This is a genomic window from Actinacidiphila acididurans (assembly GCF_016918855.1).
Taxonomy (GTDB): domain Bacteria; phylum Actinomycetota; class Actinomycetes; order Streptomycetales; family Streptomycetaceae; genus Actinacidiphila; species Actinacidiphila acididurans.
On record NZ_JADKYB010000026.1, the window covers coordinates 26,553 to 40,445 of the forward strand.

Annotated in this window: 13 protein-coding genes; 5 read left to right on the forward strand and 8 right to left on the reverse strand. The window is 72.2% G+C overall.

The window, feature by feature from the left end:
• Positions 1-39: 39 nt before the first annotated feature.
• The gene (locus ITX44_RS34075; protein WP_205362670.1) at positions 40-816 is read right to left on the reverse strand and encodes an SDR family oxidoreductase; all 777 of its coding nucleotides are present in this window, start codon (positions 814-816) and stop codon (positions 40-42) included.
• 415 nt (positions 817-1,231) lie between these two features.
• The gene (locus ITX44_RS34080) at positions 1,232-2,131 is read right to left on the reverse strand and encodes a LysR family transcriptional regulator (RefSeq protein WP_236062197.1); all 900 of its coding nucleotides are present in this window, start codon (positions 2,129-2,131) and stop codon (positions 1,232-1,234) included.
• Between the two features lie 68 nt (positions 2,132-2,199).
• Here ITX44_RS34080 and ITX44_RS34085 point away from each other — a divergent pair, with 68 nt between their 5' ends.
• Complete coding sequence (locus ITX44_RS34085; RefSeq protein ID WP_236062198.1) at positions 2,200-3,168, forward strand: EamA family transporter; 969 nt, start codon at positions 2,200-2,202, stop codon at positions 3,166-3,168.
• An 18-nt stretch (positions 3,169-3,186) separates the two neighbouring features.
• On the opposite strand, the gene ITX44_RS34090 is transcribed toward ITX44_RS34085, so the two are convergent.
• Positions 3,187-4,173, reverse strand: coding sequence for an SMP-30/gluconolactonase/LRE family protein (locus ITX44_RS34090; protein WP_205362672.1), 987 nt, complete (start codon positions 4,171-4,173; stop codon positions 3,187-3,189).
• 182 nt (positions 4,174-4,355) lie between these two features.
• On the reverse strand, positions 4,356-5,213 hold the full coding sequence (locus ITX44_RS34095; protein ID WP_205362674.1) for an SDR family oxidoreductase: 858 nt from the start codon (positions 5,211-5,213) through the stop codon (positions 4,356-4,358).
• Positions 5,214-5,339: 126 nt separating this feature from the next.
• Here ITX44_RS34095 and ITX44_RS34100 point away from each other — a divergent pair, with 126 nt between their 5' ends.
• Together ITX44_RS34100 and ITX44_RS34105 are read left to right on the forward strand one after the other, a co-directional pair.
• The gene (locus ITX44_RS34100) at positions 5,340-5,744 is read left to right on the forward strand and encodes a winged helix-turn-helix transcriptional regulator (RefSeq protein ID WP_205362676.1); all 405 of its coding nucleotides are present in this window, start codon (positions 5,340-5,342) and stop codon (positions 5,742-5,744) included.
• 95 nt (positions 5,745-5,839) lie between these two features.
• Positions 5,840-7,159 (forward strand): hypothetical protein, encoded by a 1,320-nt coding sequence (locus ITX44_RS34105; RefSeq protein ID WP_205362678.1) that lies wholly within the window; start codon positions 5,840-5,842, stop codon positions 7,157-7,159.
• A 60-nt stretch (positions 7,160-7,219) separates the two neighbouring features.
• Here ITX44_RS34105 and ITX44_RS34110 read toward each other — a convergent pair whose 3' ends face one another.
• Complete coding sequence (locus ITX44_RS34110) at positions 7,220-8,200, reverse strand: threonine ammonia-lyase (RefSeq protein ID WP_205362680.1); 981 nt, start codon at positions 8,198-8,200, stop codon at positions 7,220-7,222.
• Positions 8,201-8,581: 381 nt separating this feature from the next.
• On the opposite strand from ITX44_RS34110, the gene ITX44_RS34115 reads away from it, so the two are divergent.
• Positions 8,582-9,991 carry an isopeptide-forming domain-containing fimbrial protein gene (locus ITX44_RS34115; protein ID WP_205362682.1) on the forward strand — a complete coding sequence of 470 codons (1,410 nt, stop codon included), beginning with the start codon at positions 8,582-8,584 and terminating at the stop codon, positions 9,989-9,991.
• A gap of 36 nt (positions 9,992-10,027) precedes the next feature.
• Here ITX44_RS34115 and ITX44_RS34120 read toward each other — a convergent pair whose 3' ends face one another.
• Positions 10,028-10,393, reverse strand: a complete 366-nt coding sequence (locus tag ITX44_RS34120; RefSeq protein ID WP_205362691.1) for a TetR/AcrR family transcriptional regulator C-terminal domain-containing protein — start codon at positions 10,391-10,393, stop codon at positions 10,028-10,030.
• A gap of 351 nt (positions 10,394-10,744) precedes the next feature.
• On the opposite strand from ITX44_RS34120, the gene ITX44_RS34125 reads away from it, so the two are divergent.
• Entirely contained in the window at positions 10,745-11,308 is a 564-nt protein-coding gene (locus tag ITX44_RS34125; protein WP_205362694.1) for an RICIN domain-containing protein, read from the forward strand.
• A 47-nt stretch (positions 11,309-11,355) separates the two neighbouring features.
• Here the strand turns inward: ITX44_RS34125 and ITX44_RS34130 are convergent, their stop codons facing one another.
• The gene (locus ITX44_RS34130) at positions 11,356-12,600 is read right to left on the reverse strand and encodes a hypothetical protein (protein ID WP_205362696.1); all 1,245 of its coding nucleotides are present in this window, start codon (positions 12,598-12,600) and stop codon (positions 11,356-11,358) included.
• Complete coding sequence (locus ITX44_RS34135; RefSeq protein WP_205362704.1) at positions 12,597-13,814, reverse strand: GDSL-type esterase/lipase family protein; 1,218 nt, start codon at positions 13,812-13,814, stop codon at positions 12,597-12,599. The genes ITX44_RS34130 and ITX44_RS34135 overlap by 4 nt, the downstream gene beginning before the upstream one ends.
• Between the last annotated feature and the right edge of the window lie 79 nt (positions 13,815-13,893).

Genomic DNA, 13,893 nt, shown 5'->3' on the forward strand with positions numbered 1-13,893 from the left:
TCTGATTGTCCGAACCGGCGTTCCGGAATTGTATCGGCGTCAGCCCCTGGGGAATTCACCGCCGTCCACGACGAGATTGCTCCCGGTCAGCCAGCTCGCCCGCTCCGACACGAGGAACAGCACCGCGTGGGCGATGTCGTCGGGCCGGCCGTCGCGCCCCAGCGGCACGGTGTCGTCGGCGTTGGTCTGCCCCGGCGCCGCGTCCAGGCGCGCCCACTGCTCCCGCGTCGCCTCTCCGCCGGGGGTGGCGACTCTGCCGGGCGTCACGGTGTTGACCCGGATGCCGAACGGGGCCAGCTCCAGGGCCAGTCCGCGGCTGTAGGTCTCCAGCGCCGCCTTCGCCGCCACGTAGTGCAGGAACGGTCCCACCGGGGTGAGGACCGCGGCCGAGGAGACATGCACGATCATCCCCGACCGCTGTTCCCGCATCCCCCCGACCAGCAGCGAGTCCAGCCGCACCGACGCCAGGTAGTTCAGGTCCAGCGCGTCCTGCCATTCCTCGTCGGGGATGGCCGAGGCGCTTGCGTGGGGCCGGGCCCCACCGGCGTTGTGGACCAGGATGTCCACCCCGCCGAGCACCTCCCGCACGGCCGCGGCAAGCACCTCTGCTCCGGTCCGGGTCCGTACGTCGGCCTCGACGAAGGCGGCCCCCTCCGGCACCGTGGCCGTCCCCGACCGGGCGGTCGTGAGCACCTGCGCGCCGGCGTCCAGGAGCTGGCGCACGACGGCCGCTCCGATTCCGCGCGAACCGCCCGTCACCAGGGCCCGCTTTCCCGCGAGTTCTCGCGTTTCCGATCCGTTCTCGATCGTGGTCATGCCGCACCGGTCCTCTCGATCGCGTGTCTGCCTGCTCGACGGAAGAAGGAGCGGCGCGCGCGGCACGCGAATCCCCGGAGAATTCGCGGCGAGCACCTCGTCGAGCGGTTTCACGGTACGGCCGGAAAAGAGCGGCCGACAAAGACGAAATGTCAGCAGGGGCCATAGGGAATTCCTATGGCGTCACGCGTCGGGGCTCCACGGCAGCACCCCTTCACCCGGCCGGGGGGAGTGGCGAGAGCCATGGTGGGTACGGTCCTCGCTGAAGACGGCTCACAGCGCAGGAGAGGGGTCGCGTCGTGCACAAGGAAATGGTTGATCTCGCTCTGTCCACGGATGTACGGGACGACATCATCTGGTACGCGATCGTCGCGGCAATCTTCCTGATCGCCGTGATCTTCGCGATCCGCAGCAACTAGGTCCGGGCGAGCAGCAGGCCGCGCACCAGGGCAAGGGGCGGCCACTGGAAACGGCCGTATCGGGCGACTGCGTAGGCGCGCAGCACGACGGGCGGGTCGTTCAGGGGGACGAAGCGGACGCCGGGCAGGGCGGTGCGTCCGGCCGGCAGCATGCCGACGCCCAGGCCGGCGGCGATCATGTGCTGCACCAGGTCGAGGCTGTCGGCCTGGTGGGAGAGCCGCGGGGTGAACCCGGCCATCGACGACAGCGTACGGATCACCGTCTCGTCCGCGGTGTTGCGGGAGTTGACGATCCAGTCGAGTCCGGCGCAGCGCGAGAAGACCTCGGCCGAGTCGCCGGCGGGGACGTCCAGGCTCTCGGGAACAGCCAGCCCCCACCTCGCGGTCCACAGGGGCTCCGCCGTCATGGACCGGTCCACCGGCGCCGGGGCCAGGTTGTAGTCGTAGGTCAGCGCCAGGTCCACCTCGTCGGCCGCCAGGAGCTCAAGTGCCTCGGCGGGTTCGTGCTCCCGGACCAGCAGCCGGACCCGGGGGTGCTCCGTGCTCAGCCGGGCGAGAAGCGGCAGCAGGAAATCGCGGATGGCGGTGAAGTAGCCCGCCACGCGCACGGTGCCGCTGGGCTCCGCGCCGACGTCGAGGTCCGACTGCGCGGCCTCCACCGCCTCCAGGATCCGCGTCCCGTGCTCCACGAGGCGGCGGCCGGCCGGGGTCAGCCGCACGCCGCGCCCGTCGGCCTCCACCAGCGACCGGCCCACCTCTTTGGACAGCGCGGCGATCTGCTGCGAGACGGTGGAGGTCGTCAGGTGCAGGCTGTCGGCGACAGCGCGCATCGTACCGAGACGCGACAGCTCGCACAGCAGAGCCAGGCGGCGGGTGTCCACCCCCTCATTGTTCATGATTCGTGAACGGATTGTCGGGAAACAGCACGTGGACCGCAACGCTCGTGGCTTGTTCTACTGCACCCATGACCGTGCTCGACCGGATATCCGTGCAGGCCGGGCCCCGGGCCGCCGGCGGCGCCGCGATGGCGCTGGGCTCGATGACCTCGGTGCAGCTGAGCCTGGCGCTGTCCGCGGACCAGTTCGACCGGATCAGCCCGATCGGCGCCGCCTGGCTGCGCATGGCCTGGGGCGGACTGCTCCTGCTGGTGCCGGCGCGGCCCCGGCGCGCGGACTTCACCCGCGCCGGCTTCCGGGTCTGCGTGGTGCTCGGCCTGGTGAGCGCGGCCATGATGACCTTCTTCATGCTGGCCGTCGCCCGTATCCCGCTGGGCACGGCCAGCGCGCTGGAGTTCCTCGGACCGCTCGGGGTGTCCCTGTACGGGGCACGCGGCAGCGGCCTGCGGCGGTGGAGCGGGCTCGCGGCCGCGGGCGTGGTCCTGCTCACCCGGCCGTGGCACGGCGGCACGGACCTCGCCGGCATCGCCCTGGCGCTGGGCGCCGGCGCCTGCTGGGCCGGCTACATCCTCCTCACCCAGCGCGCGGGCGACGAGGTCGACGGACTCAAAGGGCTCGCCGTCTCCCTCACCGTGGCCGGGATCGCCTCGACGGCCGTGGCCGGGCCGGGGGTGATCGGTGGCCTCACCCCGTCGCTGCTGGCCGTCGGCCTCGGCCTGGCCGCGCTCGCTCCCCTGATCCCCTTCAGCCTGGAGCTGCTCGCCCTGCGCAGGCTCACCGCCTCCTCCTTCGGCACGCTGATGAGTGTGGAGCCCGCCATCGCCATGGCCATGGGAGCGGTCCTGCTGGGCCAGGTCCCCGGGCCGACCGCCGCGATCGGCGCCGCGTGCGTCATCGGCGCCGGGATCGCCGCCGTCCGTACGGGAGACCGCACGGGAGACCGGACAGCCGCCGTCGGCCCCCCGTCCGGCCGCCCCGCAACGTCGCTGCCGGCGCTCGACGACGGCCGGGCAGCTGCCGACCGGGTGTCCGGTTAGTGCCGCGCGGCAGGAGGATCAGCGCAGTGGCAGGCTTTCGAGGGTGAACACCGGGCTGGTCAGCGGGGTGCCGTACAGGAAGGTGTCCATCTGGGAGTTGGTCACCAGCAGCCGGTCCCGGCTCACGGCGATTCCGGTGGTCGTGTCGGCCCCGGGGTAGGTGCGTTCGGAGACGGCGGTGGCCCGGGTGTCGTCGCCGGACAGCCGTACAGTGGCGATCTCGTTGTTCACCGAGCGGGCGACGTACAGCGTGTTCCCTCGCAGTGCCATGCCGTCGGCGCTGGTCAGGGGCGGTGCGGCGACCTTGCGGATGTCGCCGGTGGCGAGGGTGAGCCGGTAGAGCGCGCCGCTGTACCAGTAGCCGATGAGCAGGGACGTGCCGTCGGGGGTGGCGACGATGCCGTTGCCGTTGGACTGGCCGGCCACGTAGTCCGGCAGGTGGTAGGCCACTTGCAGGGTCCGGTGGGCGCCGGTGGCGGGGGCGTTCACCTCGGCGGCCGGAATCCGGTAGACCACGGCGCGGTAGGAGTCGGTGATGTAGACGTCCCCGTTGGGGGTGACGGCCGCGTCGTTGACGAGGGTCGGCTCGCCCGGATCGGTCACGGTGTACGTGGAAACGAGCTTTCCGCTGGTGGTGTAGACGAAGAAGCGTCCGGTGAAGGAGCCGGCGACCAGCAGGCGGTTGCCGGTGACCTTGATCCCGGTGGCGCTGGTCCGGCCGTCCTGGCCGCCCGGCAGGAAGGGCTCGAGCGTCTTCGCCCCGAGGCGCCCGCGGTAGACGGTGCCGTCGCCGATGCTGGCGGTGTAGACGTAGCGGTGGTCGGCCGCGACGCTTTCAGGGAAGGCCTGGCCGCCGTTGACCGTGATCGTACGGTCGCTGTCCTCGCCGTCATGGACCGGCGCGGCGGCGGCGGGAAGGGTGAGGGCGGTCAGGGCGGCGGACGTCGCGGTGAGGGTGAGGAGCGCGCGGCGCCACGTGGCGTGAACGGTGGGGCGGGTGGACATGGCGGAAGGACCTTTCCGGGTGACGGGGAGGGATGTGAGTGACCCTCGGAATGCGGGTGGGTGGTCATCGGCCTCGGCCGCTTCCGGCCGGCCGGGTGTGTCGGGCGGCGACAACTGCCGCGTGGCGGCACGGCGTCGAAGAACTCCGCCGACCGACGTGGCCTCGGGCGGGCGGCCCCGGGTCAGCGCAGCGCGTCGGCGATCGCGTCGGCCAGGGGTGTGGCCGGGCGGCCGATCAGGCGCCGCAGGTCACCGGAGGCCGTGAACAGCTCGTCGCGGCTCATGCCGAGGTCGGCGTCGGCGAGGACGTCCGCCAGCCCGGCGGGCAGGCCGGCGCCGGTCAGCACGCGGGCGAACTCGGCGGCCGGCAGGTCGGTGCAGGTGATCCGCTTCCCGGTGGCGGCCGAGATCGCCTCGGCGAGGCCGGCGAGGGTGAACGCCTCGTCGCCGCCCAGCTCGTACACCTGGCCGGCATGACCTTCGGTGGTCAGCACGACCGCGGCGGCCTCGGCGTAGTCGGCACGGGCCGCGGCGCTGATCCTTCCCCGCCCTGCGGCCCCGACGACGGCTCCGCCGCGCAGCACCAGCGGCAGCTGATCGGTGTAGTTCTCCAGGTACCAGCTGTTGCGCAGCAGCACGCTGGGTACGGGGCGCTCGCGCAGGTATTCCTCCGTGGCGCGATGGGTGGCGGCGAGGATCGTGGTGGCCGTGTCCGCGTGCGACATGCTCGTGTACGCCACCAGCGACACGCCTGCCGCCACCGCGGCGTCGATGGCGCGACGGTGGTTGGCGACCCGCTCGTCCACGGTCGTGGTCGATATCAGCAGCAGCTTGTCCGCTCCCTCGAAGGCCGCCGCGAGACCGTCCGGGTCCGCGAAATCGGCCCGGCGCACCACGACACCGAGGTCGGCGAGATCCTTGATCCTTGCGACGTCCCGGCCGGTCGCGACGACGTCCGAGGCCGGCACTCCGCGCCGCAACAGCGCTTCGACGGTGAGCCTGCCCAGCCGGCCGGAGGCTCCGGTGACAACGATTGACATGGGGGTGCCCTTTCCTGCCGCGAACCTCCCGCGGCAGGAACCAACGATGACCTGCTCACTCTCCAGCGGTAAGTAGCCACCTGGTTGTAAGGTGGCAACCTGAAAGAAAGTATCGAGGTGAGCAGCGTGGCGACCGCCAAGGATGTGACCGAGCCCATACCGTCGTGGGACCCGTACACGCGCGGCTGCCCGTCGCGCGACCTGCTGGACCAGATCGGCAGCAAATGGGCGGTGCTCGTGCTGGGCGAACTCGGCAGGCACGGGGCGTGCCGGTTCACCCAGCTGCGGCACCGGCTGGCGGGTGTGAGCGAGAAGATGCTCACCCAGACACTGCGCACCCTCGAACGCGACGGGCTGGTCCGGCGGACCGTGTTTCCCGAGGTGCCGCCGCGCGTGGAGTACGAGCTGACCGCGCTCGGCCAGACACTGCGGGACCCCCTGAGGGCGCTCACCGAGTGGTCGGTGCAGCACATCGGGGAAGTCGTCGCCGCCCGCGAGGAGTACGACGTCCGCGCCGAGGGCGCCGGCTGAGCCACTGGCCTGGACTCGTGAGACGTGCGGCGGGATCCCCGCGGCGGGCGTAATTGCCTTGAGAGTTGCGGGCGTCGACCGGGATGATCGGCCGCATGTTCGCACGCAGGAACCGCCGTCCGAAGTCCGCTGAGTCGCTGAAGGCGTGGGAGTGCCTGGACGACGGTGATCTTCCGGGTGCGGCACGGCAGTTGCGGGCCGGTGGCGAGGACACGCCGGCCGGCGATGTGGCGCTGGTCGTCGAGCGTGCCGCCGAGATGGCCGGCTTCGACGATCTCAAGGCGGCAGCCGGGGCGTTGGCCGGCAACCCCACCGACGCCGAGGCGCTTTACCGCTTCGCCTACGCCTGCGTCGAGCGCGGTCTGTCCTTCGTCGCGGTGCCGCCGCTGCGGGAGGTGCTGCGGCAGCACCCGGGCGCGCTCGGGCCGCTGCGGGAGTTGGTGTCGGCCTACGAACGCGAGGGGCGGCATCGGGAAGCCGTCGACGCGCTGCTGGCGCACGAGAGCGGGCTCGTGGACTGGCCCGACCGCTATCTGCTGGTCTTCAATGCGCTCATGGCGGGCGACCTGCCGCTGGCGCGCAGCCGGCACGCCGGGCTCACCGACCCGACGGACCCGATGTGGCTGCCGGTGCAGGCCAGGCAGCGGCGGATGCTGGAGCGGGCGGCGAGCGCCGAACGGACCAGCCCGCTGGACGGCACCGACCTGCGGGGATGGAGTTACGTGGCGGGCGGCACGGTGCTGGGCACGCTGTCCCCGTACGGCTTCGCCGCCGGCATGACCGGCAGGTACGCGTGGCTCCAGGACACCCACGAGCAGTGCCTGCAGGGCCTGCTGCGGCTGCGGGCCGCGGTGGAGGCCGCTGGGCTGCGTCCGCGGTCGGTGTCGCTGCTGCCGGACCGGGGCAGCCGGATCCTCGGCCTGGCGGCCGCCGGGATTTTCGGCCTGCCGGCCGAGCCCTTCGCCCCCGGCCGCGAGGACACCGTCGTGATCGCGTACGACCTGAACGCGCTGGCCGGAACGGACGAGGGACCGGCTCTGCTCGGGCAGCTCCTCGAGCGGGCGCCGGGCCAGGTGCTGCACGAGCACGCGAGCTGCTGGACCGACACCCCGGTGGTCACACCGGACAGTGTCTGCCTGTTCCAGCAGTCGGTGGTCGCACCCTGGGAGGGGAGGCTGCGCCAGGCGACGGAGGGAGGCGTGGAGAAGACCGCGCCCGACCAGCGCCCGCCCGCCGAGATCGCCGCCGACATCATCGCCGCCGACCCCACGCCCGACGAGGGCGACGGCGATACCCCGGCCGACCCGGACGAAGCCTTCGGTGCCTTCGTCGCCGCGGTTCGCACCACCTGGCTGCAGGGCCCGCGCGACCGCGTGCATGCCCCGAGTGCGGTGCGCAGCTCGCGTTTCGCCTGAGCGGCAGGGCACTCGGGCGCGCCCGGACGTGCAAGGCCGGGAGGCAGCGCCAGGCGCTGGTCAGGGCCCGTGGACGGGGGACGTACCGACCCAGCGGTGATAGGCGTCCATGTCGACGTTGCCGCCGCACACGATGGTGAGGACGTGCCGGCCGGCGAAGCGGTCGCGGTCTTCGAGGATCGCCGCTATGCCGAGTGCGGCCGAGGGTTCGACGACGAGGCCGGCGTGGTCGAGGAGTATCCGCATGGCGGCGGTGATCGACGTCTCCTGGACCAGGACGGCATCGTCGGCGGTCAAGAGGAGGTCGTCCAGGACGGCCGGGATGGGAAACCGGCCGGCGACGCCGTCGGCGATGGTGTCGGCCGAGTCGGTGGTGACGACGCGCCGCCGGTGCCACGAGTGCGTCATCGCCGGTGCGCCCAGCGGCTGGACGCAGATCACCTCGACATCGGGGGCCAGTTCCTTCAGGACATGGCCCACACCGGTGGCCAGCGCCCCGCCGCCGAGAGCTATCAGGACGGCGTCGAACGACGGCGCGGCGTCGACCAGTTCCAGGCCGATGGTCGCCGCGCCCTCGCAGGTCTCGATGTCCAGGCTGTCCTCGAGCAGCCGGATGCCGTCGTGCCGCGCGATGGCCGCCGCGCGCTCGCGGGCCGACTCGTGGTCGCCGTCCACCAGTTCCAGCCTGGCGTCCAGCGCGCGGATACGGTCGAGCTTGACCGCGGGCGCGAAGCGGGACGCCACGACAGTGACGTCGAGCCCCCGACGGCGACCGGACCAGGCCAGCGCCTGACCGAGGTTGCCCGCGCTGGCGCACACCACGGCACGTGAACCGCTGCCGGCGAGCAGGCTCGCGACGACCTCGGTGCCGCGGCCCTTGAAACTGCGAACCGGGTTCGCCGTCTCCAGCTTGATGCTCACCGCGCACCCGAGCCGGGGCTCCAGCGCCTCGCAGCGGTAGAGCGGAGTGTCGAGGAAAACCGGGTCGATCACCCGGCGAGCCGCCCGGATCCGGGCCGTGTCCAGGCGCGTCTGCGGCATGGCACAGCAGCGTAGCCGCGACGGCCGCGTCACCGTACGGGAGCGTCAACTTCGCGGTGGCCGATTCACCCTGAGCAAGGATGAGCGCACCGGGTTCGACGGGGATTTTCGGCCACGACGGAGGTGGGGGGAATGACGGGAGAGGCGTATGCGGCGGGAGCGGCGTGCGCGCGGCGGGACGGGGACGGCGTGACGAGGGGCCGCCAGGGGCGGAATCCGTAAACCCGTCGCGGGGAGGCTGGCCGGACCCGTACGCACGTCACTTTACGTGACATCACGGATGCGTTGCGCTACTCGGTGTTACGGCTCCGCCACGGCACGCACGCCGCGTGACCGGTCGGCGGTGCCTTCCAGCAGCACCGATTCGAGGGGGAATCAACCATGGCCACACCTGCTCCGCTCCGGGTCGCCCTGGCCAACGGCAGCTTCGAACAGCCCGACGTGACGAATGTGGAGATCCTGCCGGACGCCTCGCAGACGCAGGCAGCCAAGCGGGTCCCGGGCTGGCTCACCACCGCCTCCGACCACATGATCGAGCTGTGGCATTCCGGCTTCAACGGTGTGCCGGCGGCCGACGGCGTCCAGTTCGCCGAGCTCAACGCGTACCAGGTCTCCACGCTCTACCAGGACCTGCCGACCACTCCTGGGACGAAGCTCTACTGGCGGCTGTACCACCGCGGCCGCCAGGGGGACGACACCATGGCGCTGGACATCGGCGCGCCGGGCTCCGCTGTAGAGCAGCGGCGCTTCACCGACGGCAACACCGCCTGGGGTTACTACACCGGCACCTACACCGTCCCGGCGGGCCAGACGCTGACGCGTTTCGCCTTCCGTTCCGTCTCCGCCGCGGGCGGCAACCCCAGCGTCGGCAACTTCCTGGACGGCATCTTCTTCGGCACCGCCCCCTATGTGGTGCTCGACAAGACCGCCGTCCCCGCCGGGCCGCTGGAGGTGGGCGACGTCGTCACGTACCGCGTCACCGCCAGGAACGAGGGCGGCGGCGCGGCCGAGAACCTCGTCCTGACCGACGCCGTGCCGGACGGTACGACGTATCTGCCCGGCTCTCTGCGCATCGTCGACGGCCCGAACACCGGGACCAAGAGTGACGCGCAGGGCGACGACCAAGCGTACTACGACCCCGCGGCCGACAGTGTCGTCTTCCACCTCGGCGACGGCGCTTCCGGCGTGCAGGGCGGCAGCCTGACCAGCACCGAATCCCTGCCGGCCGGAACCACGGTGGAGTACCGGGTCACCATCGACCGGGCCAGCGGCGGCAAGCAGATCAGCAACACCGCGACCGCCTCCTACGAGAACCACCTCGGCGACACGCCCGAGCCGCTGACGTCCACCTCCAACGAGCAGGTCACACAGGTCAAGCCGGCCGCGGACCTGACGGTGACGAAGGCGGCCGACGCGACCACCGTCACCGTCGGCCAGACCGTGACGTACCGCGTCACCGTCCGCAACTCCGGCCCGAACCAGGCCACCGGAGTCACCGTCACCGACCAGCTCCCGGACGGCCTCGCCTTCCTGTCCGCCGACGGCACGTCCGGCAGCTACGACCCGGCCACCGGGCAGTGGACCGTGGGCGACCTGGCCGAGGGTGCCACCGCCACCCTCGTACTGCGGGCCAAGGCCACCACGGCCGGCCCGATCAGCAACACCGCCACCGCCACCGGCAACGAAAAGGATCCCGACACCACCGACAACTCCGATACCGTCACCGTCTGCGTCGCGCCGGCCCCTTCCTGCTGCGACCCCTGCGCCACCCGGCAACCTGCCTGTTCCTGACCATCCACCGATCCCGGGCCCGCCGGGCGCCCCTGTTCAGGAGGGGCGGTCGGCCCGGCCCGGGGCCTGGGGCAGGGCGGTCGCCCGGATGCCGTTGAGCAGGGCCCGGGTGGTCCAGGCCGTCCGCTCCCGCGGTGAGCCGGAGACCAGGGTGGCGGCCAGCGCCGCGACGTGGGGATGGGTGTCGGCAGGCGCTTCGCGCAGGGCCCGGGTCAGGGCGTCCCACTCCCCCTGCTCGTCCCCGGACTGCTGCCGACCGGCGTGCTCGGCCGCGCCGGCGGTGGCGTGCTGGAGCAGCGGGTCGATGCCCCAGGCGGCCTGGCCGGCGGGGAAACCGCCCTCGTCGAGCAGGGCGAGCAGCGTCTCGACCAGGCGCAGGTAGTTCGGGCCGCTGGGGCCCACCGTCTACTTCCACTCCGGTGCCCCTGCCCACGCGATGACCGTCAGCCTCGTCACCGTGCTGGCCGTCACCGCCCTGTGCCTGCCCGCCGTCCGCCTCCTCCCCCGCCGCGCCCCCACGGAGCACCACGACCACTGACCGGCGCCGGCAGCACGTCAAACACCACCGGAGGGTGACGTCGTGTGTGGTGGGGGTGGTGTGGAGGCGCTGGGCAACGGGCGAGCGCTTCTCGAGCCGTCTGTGGGCGGCCGCATCGAATGGCTACCGTCTGTAATTGAGTGATGGCGCACAGGAATGGCGTGGAACGGAGTCGTTCCCCGGGTGCGCCGTCGAGGACGGGAGGAACAGAGAGCATGAAGACGTCCAAGCGGTGGGCCGTGGTCCTGGGGACGGCCGTGCTGGGGGCCGGTGCGATGGCGGGGTCCCTCGGGCAGGCGGCCGCCAGCGGTTCCGGCGGCGCGGCCCCGCGGGCCATCGTGGCGCAGCAGTTCACCCTGCGGCTGGCCGGCAATGCCGGTCAGGTCGCCAACGTGCAGGGGGCATCCACCCAGGACGGTGCTCCGGTCATCCAGTACCCGTGGTCCGGCACGACCAATGAGCGCTGGGAAGCGGACTCGGCCCTGGGCGGCTACTACCGGTTCAAGGCCGTGCACAGCGGCAAGTGCCTCAACGTCAGCGGGGGCGGCACCGCCAGCGACACCCCGGTCATCCAGTACACCTGCGGCAGCGCCGACAACGAGCTGTGGAAGTTCGTGCCCAAGGGCATCGGCTACCAGATCGTCGCCAAGTCCAGCGGCAAGTGCCTCAACGTCAGGGGAGGGGTGGGCGTGGGCAACAGCCTCATCCAGTACGACTGCACCACGCAGGGCGCCCCCAACGACGTATGGCTGCCCGTCTGGGAACCCAACACCCTCTGAATCCCGTGGCCGTGCCCCCGCACCCGCGGGTGAGGGGGCACGGCCGGTCAGCGGACCGTCCAGATGACCGCGTGGCGTTCGTCCGCGGTGTCGGCGTAGCCGAGGACGTCGCCCCGGTCGGTGAGCCAGGCGGCCGAGGTCGACACGTAACCGCCGCCGGGCGGGTCGATGGCGATCGGTTCGCCGTCGCGCCACAGGAAGGCGCGCCGGGTCCCGTCGGGAACGTCCGAGGTGCCCGCCACCTGGCCGAGGTTGTTGACGGCGAGCGGCTCGGCGCCCGGACCGCCGAGGGTGCCCAGGTCGAGGACGGCGCCGCCGGACCACAGGAAGGGGTGCTTGTCGATGCCGTCGTGGTAGTACCAGCCGGCCACGTGCCCGAGGTCGCTCAGCGGACGCGGCACCTCCTGGATGCTCGAGGAGCCGTCCGTGGGCCCGAGGACGGCGGTCACGGTGTCCGCCGTGGACGTGAAGAAGTAGACGTGGTGCTCGCCGAAACTGTCGCGGCCGAGCACCACTTGGTCGGCGGCGTTGAGGGCGCCGGATCCCAGGTCGTAGTCGCCGGCGAGCCGGTTGAGGTTGGTGGCCGTCTCCCCCTTCCGCCACAGGAAGGCGCCCGTGGACGGGTAGCCCTCGGTGCCGCCGTATCGCATGAGCACCGTGCCGCGGTCGTTGAACCCCAGCACGTGGTTGCCGGGGTGGTCGCCCGGCGCCGGGTCGATGGAGACCGCCTGGCCGCCGTCGGAGAAGTACGGCGTGGCCAGCGGGCCCTCGGCGCCCATGGTGTCCCAGCCGAAGCCCACGATCCGGCCGGCGCCGTTCACTGCGGTGGCGTTCGCGTTCGTCCGCCCGAAGCTCACCTCGCGCGGAGCCGCGTCGTACCGGTCCCAGACCAGGGCGTGCTGCGTCCCGGTGCCGTCGTCGTACGAACCGGCGAGTTGGCCGCTGTCGTTGATCCAGACGGCGCCGTCGAGCACGCTGTACGGTCGCGCCGCCGGCGGCAGCGGCGGGACGACGAGCCGGTCCCCGGTCCACACGATCGTCCCCTCGCGGGACTCGCCGGCGTCGGTGATGGTGCCGGCGCCGAGGATCGCGCCGTACCGGTTCGCGGCGACGATCCGGTTCATCGTGACGGATCCGTCCGCGGTGGCCAGCCGGATCGTACGGACCCGGTGGCTCCTGCCGCCTGGGCCGGCCGTGTCCGCCGCGGTCGCCGTGGTGACCGGTCCGGCCAGGGCGCCGGCCGCGCCCAGCAGTGCCCCGGCGACGAGGCTGCGCCTGCTCAGCCGGCTCACGACGGGCCGGCCGTGCAGGTGAGCGTCGCCGTGGGGCTCGTCGTGGGGCTCGTCGTGGTGGCCGAGGTGGTGGCGAGGAATCCGAACGTGGTGCTCGCGCCCGGGGCGAGGGTGCCGTTCCAGGAGGCGTTGCGTACGGTCGCGGTGCCGTCGGCGGCGGTGCTCAGGGTGCCGTTCCAGACCTGGGTGAGCCGCGCGCCGTTGCCGGGGGCCACGGTGACGCTCCATTGGGCGGTCGGCGAGGTGGCGGTGCTGGTCACCGTCACGGATCCCTGGTAGCCGCCCTGCCAGACGTTCGTGGCGGTGAACGAGGCGGTGCAGCCGCTGCTGCCGGTGCCGCCCGTGGTCGTACCGCCGGTGCCGGTCGTACCGGAAGTCGTACCGCCGGTGGTCGTACCGGACGTGGAGCCGCCGGTCGTCGTACCGCCGGTCGTGGAGCCGGCGGACGTGCCGCCCGTCGTGGCGCCGGTGCCGGTGAGCGCGGCCGACAGGGGGGTGAACCAGCGGCCGGCCATCTTCGCGTTGCCGGAGTCGTTGGGGTGGACGCCGTCGGCGGTGTCCGTGGCGTCGTTGAAGCCGGTCCACTGGTCGACGACGGTCACCGGGGACTGCGCGGTGCTGATCGACTGCGCCCACGCCGGGATCTGCTGGTTGAGGGCGACCACGCGCTGCGCGCAGTCCGCGCAGTTGCTCGGGTTCATCGGGATGAGCTGCGCGACGAGGATCTTCATCGCGGGGTTGCCGGCCCTCATCTGTCCCACCAGCGTGCTGTACGCGGCCAGGATCCGGGTCGGGGCGAGGTTGTTCCACACGTCGTTGGTCCCGAAGTGCATGATCACGACGTCGGGGGTGGTGGCGGCGAGCCAGCCCGGCAGCAGGTTCTGGTCGGCGACGTTGGTGACCAGGTAGCCGCCGTGCCCTTCGTTGTCCCCGTCGTACGGCACCGCGCAGCCCTGCGGGGGCAGCGTCCCCACGAAGTCGATGTTCGTGAAGCCGGCGTTCTGCAACTGGTTCCACAGCAGGGCCCGCCAGCAGCCCGGCGATCCGGTGATGGAGTCGCCGAGCGGCATGATCCGCACCGGCGCCGAGCCGGCCGCAGTCGTCGTGGCCGCGGCCGGACGCGCCCCGTGCACGGCGAACAGCGCGGCGGCCAGGGCCAGCAGGACGACGAGCGAACGTAACAAGGGCCGGGCCGAGCGTTGATTGACGGGCATGGTGCGGGTCCTTCCTGTGGGGGGATGAGTGGGAGCGCTCCCATGCAACGGGCCCCCCATCTATCGCACCCCTTCCGCT

Excerpts from the sequence above, each read along its gene's own strand:
- ITX44_RS34075 (WP_205362670.1), bottom strand. The coding sequence starts at position 816 with ATGACCACGATCGAGAACGGATCGGAAACGCGAGAACTCGCGGGAAAG.
- ITX44_RS34080 (WP_236062197.1), bottom strand. The coding sequence starts at position 2,131 with ATGAACAATGAGGGGGTGGACACCCGCCGCCTGGCTCTGCTGTGCGAG.
- ITX44_RS34085 (WP_236062198.1), top strand. The coding sequence starts at position 2,200 with ATGACCGTGCTCGACCGGATATCCGTGCAGGCCGGGCCCCGGGCCGCC.
- ITX44_RS34090 (WP_205362672.1), bottom strand. The coding sequence starts at position 4,173 with ATGTCCACCCGCCCCACCGTTCACGCCACGTGGCGCCGCGCGCTCCTC.
- ITX44_RS34095 (WP_205362674.1), bottom strand. The coding sequence starts at position 5,213 with ATGTCAATCGTTGTCACCGGAGCCTCCGGCCGGCTGGGCAGGCTCACC.
- ITX44_RS34105 (WP_205362678.1), top strand. The coding sequence starts at position 5,840 with ATGTTCGCACGCAGGAACCGCCGTCCGAAGTCCGCTGAGTCGCTGAAG.
- ITX44_RS34110 (WP_205362680.1), bottom strand. The coding sequence starts at position 8,200 with ATGCCGCAGACGCGCCTGGACACGGCCCGGATCCGGGCGGCTCGCCGG.
- ITX44_RS34115 (WP_205362682.1), top strand. The coding sequence starts at position 8,582 with ATGGCCACACCTGCTCCGCTCCGGGTCGCCCTGGCCAACGGCAGCTTC.
- ITX44_RS34125 (WP_205362694.1), top strand. The coding sequence starts at position 10,745 with ATGAAGACGTCCAAGCGGTGGGCCGTGGTCCTGGGGACGGCCGTGCTG.
- ITX44_RS34135 (WP_205362704.1), bottom strand. The coding sequence starts at position 13,814 with ATGCCCGTCAATCAACGCTCGGCCCGGCCCTTGTTACGTTCGCTCGTC.